General features: G+C 58.3%; 4 protein-coding genes and 1 pseudogene. 1 reads left to right on the top strand and 4 read right to left on the bottom strand.

Going from position 1 to position 3,915, the window contains the following annotated elements:
- Positions 1-138, top strand: a pseudogene (locus H1Y01_RS19970) (alpha/beta hydrolase); the annotation flags it as partial.
- A gap of 135 nt (positions 139-273) precedes the next feature.
- Here H1Y01_RS19970 and H1Y01_RS07750 read toward each other — a convergent pair.
- Genes H1Y01_RS07750 through H1Y01_RS07765 form a run of 4 tightly spaced genes read right to left on the bottom strand, consistent with a single transcriptional unit; the run spans position 274 to position 3,451 of the window.
- Positions 274-1,569 (bottom strand): TlpA disulfide reductase family protein, encoded by a 1,296-nt coding sequence (locus H1Y01_RS07750; RefSeq protein WP_180539869.1) that lies wholly within the window; start codon positions 1,567-1,569, stop codon positions 274-276.
- Positions 1,566-2,195 carry a hypothetical protein gene (locus tag H1Y01_RS07755; protein ID WP_180539870.1) on the bottom strand — a complete coding sequence of 210 codons (630 nt, stop codon included), beginning with the start codon at positions 2,193-2,195 and terminating at the stop codon, positions 1,566-1,568. Before H1Y01_RS07755 ends, H1Y01_RS07750 begins: the two co-directional genes overlap by 4 nt.
- 8 nt (positions 2,196-2,203) lie before the next feature.
- A complete protein-coding gene (gene ruvC / locus H1Y01_RS07760; protein ID WP_180539871.1) occupies positions 2,204-2,692 on the bottom strand; it encodes a crossover junction endodeoxyribonuclease RuvC in 489 nt (162 codons plus the stop codon).
- Between the two features lie 15 nt (positions 2,693-2,707).
- Positions 2,708-3,451 carry a YebC/PmpR family DNA-binding transcriptional regulator gene (locus H1Y01_RS07765; RefSeq protein ID WP_180539872.1) on the bottom strand — a complete coding sequence of 248 codons (744 nt, stop codon included), beginning with the start codon at positions 3,449-3,451 and terminating at the stop codon, positions 2,708-2,710.
- Between the last annotated feature and the right edge of the window lie 464 nt (positions 3,452-3,915).

Below are 3,915 nucleotides of genomic sequence, written 5' to 3' on the forward strand. Positions count from 1 at the left end.
GCCAAGGCGCCCGTCGAGATGCACTTGTATGCGCAGGGCCGCCACGCGTTCGGACTACGGCGCACTAAGTTTCCGATTACCGGATGGCCGGACCTGGTAGAAACGTGGTTGAAGACGATCGGGATGATTCCGGAGTAAGGCCTGGTGGTAGCAGTCGAAAAACACCGCTTGCTCACGCGCGCGGCTCAGTAGATTCGGTACGTTACCGAGTAGATACAGCACGTTACCGAGCCGCGACGGTAACGGAGCGGTTACTATTGGGGGCTACTATGCTCAGTGCCGCGTCTCTTCGATTCGCTGCGTCAGCAAATCCACAAATCGCTCGGGAATGAAGCCGTTCATCCGGCTTGCGATCTGCCCTGAACGGTCCACAATCAGCGTGGTCGGAATCGAAGTTACTTTTACGAAGTCCGCCAATCCGGCATCATAGTACACCGTATTCTTCCAGTTCTGCTGTTTCAGAAACGGCGCTACTTGCGCCCGGTCTTCGTCCGTATTTACGGAGACAAAGACCACATCTTTATCCGCGCTGAACTTTTGCTCCACATCCTCATACAGCGGCCGCTGCGCCCTGCACGGTACGCACCACGTCGCCCAGAAATCGAACACGATAGTCTTGCCCTTCAATGAAGTCAACGGGAGCGGGTTACCGTTCGGCGAAGGCAAAGTAAAATCAAGGATGCTGCCTGCTTCGGCATTCGGATCTTTACTCTTCAACTGGGCTAGCCGCGCGGTCATGATAGCGCTCATCCGGTCATAAGAAGCCAAAATTCGATCACCCAGTCCGCGCTCCGAACCGGTCGCTTTCACATAGAGTTCGCCCAGCCGCCTGCGATCTTTGCTTCGATCCTGTTCGTTATTCCGCGGATCTTCAATGGTGAAGGCATCCGCGTACCGGTCAATCGCGTCTTGCAGATCGCCCATGGCAGCCAGCCACTTACCTTCTTCGCGCGCAGACTCCGCCGTCGGATATAAGTCGAAACTTTGCTTCGCCAACCTCGCCGCGGCCGCACTATCTCCCAGCTTGCCCGTCGCGCGCGCCTTCAACACCAGCGCACGCCCTCCCGCCTGGTCCAGATCGCGCAGCCACTGCGCGGCGCTCATCCGGCCTGGAGGAGGCGTACCGCGCAGCTTATCCACTGCCTGCGCGAACTTATCCGTCCAGGCCAAGGCTTTCCGCGCCGAGTCGGGATCGTCCTTGTTCAGATAGGCGCGCGGTACCCGGTCCAGGAAGACGATATCCGCCGGATCCCGCTGTAACTGCCGTTCTCCGTACTTGATGATCCGGTCATCATCATGTGCCTCAGCGGCGGCCTGCGCTAGCGTTTTCTCGATCTCGGCGCGCTTCGCCGTGTTCGGATACTTCGCTAAGTGCGCTTCGAGTACGCGGATGTAATCCTTTGGGCTATTGCCCGCTTCACCTAAGCTCCGCTGTAACGCCTCGGTTTCCGAAGCAGCCGGAGAAGCGGAATTCACGGGGGGCGGAACGGGCGGCGGCTGGCCCGGTTGCTGCCCTCGCAACATAGCGCTCAACATGCCTGCCGCCAATAACAGCGCAAACCATTTCATTTCGAAGGATCCGGCGACGCAGCCGGCTTCGCATCCTGCTCCAGCCGGAACGTCTCGGCAAGCGCCGCGGCCCTCTTACGCGCCATCGAAAGGTAACTCTCTCCACGTGTGATGCGGTCCAGTAGCGGCAGGTACTGCGAGACGGCTACTAACTGCTTCCGCTCCCAATCCGCCTGTAAGTTCAGCAGCGCCTCATTCACTCCGATCTTCTCGTACTTCGCCGTGCGCTCCAGTTCCAGAAAGCGCTGTTCACTTTCCGAAATCCGTTCGAAGAAGTCCCCCAACGCGCGCGCGTCCGCATTGTCGGTATAGTTCCACTTCGCCTCAGCCGCTTTGCCGTCGCGCTCGACGCGTATGGTCTTCATCCCCATGTTCGCGACCTTCGCGGGCGATTCCAGGTTCTGTTTCAAATCTACCTTCGCGGCTAACGCAAATAACTGTTCGCGCTCCGCCGGACTTAGCTGGAATAACACGGGCTGTTCGTCTTTCGGATCGCTCCGGTACTCTCCCGCGCCGCTCTCAGTTACGGTGATGCCTACATAAGGCGGATCGCTCGCCGGGAATACTTTCTTAAACGAAATCTGGGAATCGGCGAATAACGCCAAGAGCAGCACTGTCGAAGACAAGAGGGGAATCATCGAACGGCCGCCGCTATCACCATGCGGTTCGCGTGACAGATCGCGATCGCCAGAGCATCGCTCGCATCTTTCGAATCGACAATCGCGTCGAGCCGCAGCAGCGAAGCTACCATCATTTGTACCTGATGCTTCTCGGCCCGCCCGAAACCTACCACGCTGCTCTTTACTTCGAGCGGCGAATATTCGGCCAGCGGCACCCCGGCTTCCGCGACGGCGAGCAAAGCTACGCCGCGCACATGCGATAGCTTCAACGCCGTTTTCACATTTACCGCGTAGAATACTTCTTCGATCGCGACGACGTCCGGCCGGTACTCCAAGATGGACGCCCGCAGAGCGCGCGCAATCTCCAGCAATCGCACTTCAAATGGCCGCTTCGGCGAGGTAACGACCGTGCCGGTTCCCAGCAGCCGGTGCGTGCGGCCGTCGCTCTCGATCGCGCCGTACCCGGTGCGCTCACTGCCGCAATCGATGCCGAGAACTCTCATCCGGCTCTTTACCGGCTACGCGAGCGCTTCGACTTCCTTCTCGTCGACGTCGAAATTCGAATAGACGCTCTGCACGTCATCATGTTCTTCCAGGGCATCGCTCAGACGCATCATCCCCGATGCGTTCTTGCCTTCGAGAGTGAGCAGGTTCTTCGGAACCATCGCGATCTCAGCCGATTCCGTCGGGATGCCCGCCTTCTCCAGCGTCTCAACCATCGCGTTGTGATTCTCCGGCGCGCCCAGCACTTCCCAGTTGTCGTCGTTGTCCCGGATGTCATCCGCGCCCGCGTCCAACAACAGGTTCATCAGCTGTTCTTCCGAAGCTTTATCCTTCTCGATAATGATCTGGCTCTTGCGCTCGAACATCCAGGCGACGCTGCCTTGCTCGCCCAGATTCCCGCCGTTTTTGGAGAACATATGCCGGATCTCGCTCACGGTGCGGTTCCGGTTGTCGGTCGCGACGTTTACGATCACCGCGGCGCCGCCGGGTCCATAGCCTTCGAACATGATCTCGTCGATCTGGCCGCCTTCGAGTTCGCCCGTCCCGCGCATGATCGCCTTTTTGATGTTGTCGTTCGGCATCGACACACCTTTGGCCGCAGCTATGGCGGTGCGCAGCCGTGGATTGCCGTCGGGATCGCCGCCGGATCGCGCCGCGATCATGATCTCTTTGATGATGCGGGTGAAGATCTTGCCGCGCTTCGCGTCAGTGGCAGCCTTTTTGTGCTTGATGGTTGCCCATTTAGAATGGCCGGACATGGGTCAGGACTCCCGGAAGAAACCCGCTGAAAATCGGGCTTAATGATGTTGTTTTCAACCGGTTAGTTTAACACGCCCCGATTGTCCGAGGTCGACGGCGACACCGTCGTTGAAGAGATGATTCATTCCCTGGGGCTATGCCACGCGCCCGGTTCGTGCCGCCCTTGATCTTAGATCGAGACAATCCTTCGCACGATTTCTTAGGGGTTGGAGTTTGTCGACCGCATGGTCAGCCGTCGCTCCCGCATCGGGTGGCGGAGGGAGTTACGGTCCGATTCCTCCGCGGCGTTTTCTGAGCCTCCGGGTCCCAAAGAATCTCAAATAGCACTCATTCAAATTCCGTATCGATTTTTTATCGATTCTTTCCGGATCCTTCAGGCCACTTTCACGCTTCCCGATCTAACCTCAAGTCGAGGGTCAATCCAGTGATCGTTATGAAATTCGGCGGCTCCTCGTTAGAGTCA

It is taken from the genome of Nevskia soli, from assembly GCF_903970205.1.
Taxonomy (GTDB): domain Bacteria; phylum Acidobacteriota; class Terriglobia; order Bryobacterales; family Bryobacteraceae; genus Bog-113.

Bases quoted from the DNA above. Each gene is read 5' to 3' on its own strand.
- ruvC (WP_180539871.1), bottom strand. From the start codon at position 2,692: ATGAGAGTTCTCGGCATCGATTGCGGCAGTGAGCGCACCGGGTACGGC.
- H1Y01_RS07765 (WP_180539872.1), bottom strand. From the start codon at position 3,451: ATGTCCGGCCATTCTAAATGGGCAACCATCAAGCACAAAAAGGCTGCC.
- H1Y01_RS07750 (WP_180539869.1), bottom strand. From the start codon at position 1,569: ATGAAATGGTTTGCGCTGTTATTGGCGGCAGGCATGTTGAGCGCTATG.